General features: G+C 72.1%; 5 protein-coding genes. All 5 read right to left on the bottom strand.

The annotated features are described in order from the left end of the window. Nucleotides 1–339: RskA family anti-sigma factor (locus KN815_RS47525; RefSeq protein ID WP_216347977.1), on the bottom strand; the 339-nt coding region annotated here is incomplete at its 3' end. Beyond that, complete coding sequence (locus KN815_RS47520) at nucleotides 336–920, bottom strand: sigma-70 family RNA polymerase sigma factor (protein ID WP_216347976.1); 585 nt, start codon at nucleotides 918–920, stop codon at nucleotides 336–338. The genes KN815_RS47525 and KN815_RS47520, both read right to left, overlap by 4 nt. A gap of 255 nt (nucleotides 921–1,175) precedes the next feature. After that, on the bottom strand, nucleotides 1,176–2,351 hold the full coding sequence (locus KN815_RS47515) for a S1 family peptidase (RefSeq protein WP_216347975.1): 1,176 nt from the start codon (nucleotides 2,349–2,351) through the stop codon (nucleotides 1,176–1,178). 220 nt (nucleotides 2,352–2,571) lie between these two features. Next, nucleotides 2,572–3,402, bottom strand: a complete 831-nt coding sequence (locus tag KN815_RS47510; RefSeq protein WP_301184714.1) for an aldo/keto reductase — start codon at nucleotides 3,400–3,402, stop codon at nucleotides 2,572–2,574. 114 nt (nucleotides 3,403–3,516) lie between these two features. Continuing rightward, nucleotides 3,517–3,748: hypothetical protein (locus tag KN815_RS47505; RefSeq protein WP_216347974.1), on the bottom strand; the 232-nt coding region annotated here is incomplete at its 5' end.

Raw genomic sequence — 3,748 nt, 5'->3', positions numbered from 1 at the left:
GAGGGCCGCGGCCACACAGGCCGCCAGCGCGAAGTTCAGCGCCCGCCGCCCGGTGCGCCGCCGGGGACCGGCATGGGACTCCCGGGCCTCCCGGGCCGCCACCCGGGGCGGCTCCTGGCGGACCGTGGCGATCCGCCGCAGCACATCGTCCTTCATGGTCGGGGGCGGGGTCAGGGCCGTGGCCACCGCCAGCTTCCCGGCGGTCTCCCGCAGCTCCCGTACCTCCTGACGACAGGCGTCGCAGACCGCCAGATGCCGCTCGAACTCGGTCAACTCCCGCCCCGACAGCGCGTGCACCGCGTACGCCCCGGTCAAGGTGTGCAGATCCGCTCTGGTCATGCGCCGACCCCCATGCAGTCCCGGAGCCGGATGAGCCCGTCCCGGAGTCTGGTCTTCACGGTCCCGAGCGGCAGCGACAGCAGCTCCGCCACCTCGCGGTAGGAGCGGCCCCGGTAGTAGGCGAGCGTCACCGACTGCCGCTGCACCTCGGTCAGCGTCCGCATGCACCGGCGCACCTGCTCGCGCTCCAGCCTGGCCTCCACCTGCTCGGTCACCTCGTCGAACGCCGGGGTACGGGACAGCAGCGCGGCGCGCTCCTCGCGGTCGGAGGCGGCCTGCGCCGAGCGGACCCGGTCCACGGCGCGCCGGTGCGCCACCGTCATGATCCAGGCCATGGCGCTGCCCCGGCCCGGGTCGAACCGCGCCGCGGACCGCCACACCTCGACCAGCACCTCCTGTGTGACCTCCTCGGCCTGCGCCGGATTGCGCAGCAGACTGCGCGTCAGCCCCAGGACCGGCCCGCTGACGGCGTCGTAGAGGGCTCCGAACGCGTTCTGGTCCCCCCGGGCCACCATCTGGAGCAGCTCTTCGAGGTCCGGACCGCGCGCGGCCGGTCCGCCGATGTACACGGGTTCTCTCACAAGCCGTCCTTCCGGGAACGATGCGGCGCACACGGAGGTGTCGTACCTCATTCGTCGCCCGGAGGGGCGCGGATTGGTCAAGGTGCTCCGAACACGCGCGAGGACGGGCCTGGGGGCACGTGCGAGGACGGGCGTGGGGGCACGTGCGAGGACGGGCGTGGGGGTACGTGCGAGGACACGCGCCATGTGAGGCGTGAGCGCACGCGCGAGGCCGCCGCCGGTCTCTTCGACCGCGGCGGCCTCGGCACCCCGGCGTCAGCCGGTGGTGAGGGTGAGCCCGTAGGCCGTCAGGATCGGGTTCACCGGCTGGTAGTACGTCGTGCCGCCGACGGTGCAGTTGCCGGAGCCGCCGGAGGTGACGCCCTGCCCCTCGCTGCCCGAGATGAACGGGCCGCCGGAGTCGCCCGGTTCGGCGCAGACGTTGGTGCGGGTCACTCCGCTGACCGTGCCCTGCGGGTACTGCACGCTGGTGTCGTGCTGCTGGATGGTGCCGCAGTGCCAGCCGGTCGTCGAGCCGGAGCGGCAGACGGACGAGCCCACCGGCGCTTCCTGGGAGCCGGTGACGGTGACATTGGTGCCGTCGGGGCCGATCACCCACGGCTGCGGAACCCAGTCGGCGTTGGTGGACACCCAGGCGTAGTCATGGCCGGGGAAGGTGGAGCCCTGGAAGCTGCCCTGGGCCACCCGGTTGAAGCCGGTGGTGGTGTCGCCCTGGCTGCCGCAGTGACCGGCGGTGACGAAGCCGTTCTGCTCGCCCTGGGACACCGGGAAGCCGATCGAGCAGCGGCCGGCGTCGTTGATGTAGAACGCCTCGCCGCCCCGCAGGTCGTAAAGCGGGCCCGGCCGCTCGGCCGACTCCACCACCCGTACGACGTCGCGGTCCGCGCCGCTGGCGGCGACGAAGGCGGCCGCCTCGCTCGGCTCGGCCGACTGCACCACGACGCTGTTGGACTTGACGTCCACGTACCAGGCGGAGGCGACATCGGCCGCCGGGGCGCGCTCCGAGGCGGTGCGGTCCAGGGCCTGCTTGGCGTCGGTGAGGGCCTTGAGACTGTGCTTGACGACCGCGGCCTTGGCGCCGCCGGCCGTGATGGTGCCGCTCTGCTGCTCATCGGTGGTGGCGACGGTGAGTTCGGCGGTGTTGCCGGTCACCCATGCGCCGGCGTAGCTGCCGCCCAGGCTCTTGCGCAGGCCCGGTTCGGTGGCCCCGGCCCGGTACTCATTGGATATCCGCGTCCGCGCCTCATCGGCCGTCAGACCCAGATCGCGCTGCATGGAGGCCAGCATCTCGGGGGGCACCTCCCTCCGGGGGCGGGGGGAGGGTTCACCGGGGTCGGCCACCGCGGGTATGCCGCTCCCCAGGAAGAGGGCGGCTATCGCGACGGTGCAACCGGCGGCCAGCTCAAGGCCGTGACGGCGTCTGCGGGACATCTTCGGTCTCCTCGGCTCTGGGGCGTGATCACGCTGTGTGTCCATCTGGGCGCCAAGCGTAATTGCCGGGGACGTGCCTCGCTCGGTGGGCGCATGCGCCCCGGATCGGGGGTCATGCGCCCGGGATATGCCACGACGCGGGGGTGCGCGGGGATATACGGGTCCGCCCCGCCGCGGGGGACGCGACGGGGCGGACGGTGCGGCGGTGGAGCGCCGGGGCTCAGCCGTTGAAGGTCTCGGGGTCGAAGCCCAGCCGGTTGCCGGCCTCCAGGGAGTCGATCGCCGACAGGTCCTCGGAGTCCAACTGGAAGTCGAAGACGTCGATGTTCTCCTGGATCCGGGACGGGGTCACGGACTTGGGGATCACCACATTGCCGAGGTCCAGATGCCAGCGCAGCACCACCTGGGCCGGGGACTTCCCGTGCTTGCGGGCGATCGCCGCCAGCTTCGGGTCGTCCAGCAGGCCCTTGCCCTGGCCGAGCGGGGACCATGCCTCGGTGGCGATGTCATGGCGGGCGTTGAAGGCGCGCAGCTCCGCCTGCTGGAGCTGCGGGTGCAGCTCGATCTGGTCGATCACCGGGATGATCGAGGTCTCGGCGAGCAGCCGCTGGGTGTGGGCGGCGTGGAAGTTGGACAGGCCGATGGCCTTGGCGCGGCCCTCGGCGTAGATCTTCTCGAACGCCTTCCAGGTGTCCACGTACTTGTCGACCCCGGGCAGCGGCCAGTGGATCAGGTAGAGGTCCACGTATTCCAGGCCCAGCCTGGTCAGCGAGGCGTCGAAGGCACGCAGGGTCGAGTCGTATCCCTGGTCGGCATTCTGGAGCTTGGTGGTGACGAACAGCTCGTCGCGGGCGATGCCCGACGCGGCGAGCCCCTTCCCCGTGCCCTCCTCGTTGCCGTATATCGCGGCGGTGTCGATGCTGCGGTACCCGGCGTCCAGCGCGGTGCGCACCGCGATCCGCGCCTCGTCGTCCGGGACCTGCCAGACACCGAAGCCGAGCTGCGGCATCCGGACGCCGTTGTTGAGGGTGATGAACGGGACCTTGCTCACGGGCAGTCGATCCTTACGTCGGATGTGGATTGCATGGTTCCGCAAGTACAACGATCAACGAGCGGCAGGCATTCCCGCCGGGCGTTCCCGTCGGGCGTTCCCGCCGGGTCCCGTTCACCAGGGCCGTCCGCGCAGGACGACGACCCCGCCGCCGTCCCGCCCGATGCGCTCCGCCGCCCGCCGCGCCGCCTGCGCCAGCGTGGGCACCTCGCCCAGCAGACCGTAGAGCCCGCCCGCGAAGGCCGCCGCGGCGTCCAGTGGTCCGCGATGGGCGACCACCACCTCGGCCGCCCGGACGAAGAGCGCGGCGAGCGGCGCGCCGTCGGGGCAGCCGAGCACCACACCG

Origin of the sequence: Streptomyces niphimycinicus, from assembly GCF_018883605.1 — a bacterium.
Classification (GTDB): domain Bacteria; phylum Actinomycetota; class Actinomycetes; order Streptomycetales; family Streptomycetaceae; genus Streptomyces; species Streptomyces niphimycinicus.
Note: the sequence above shows the minus strand (reverse complement) of the source record. Positions and strands in the feature narration are given on the sequence as shown.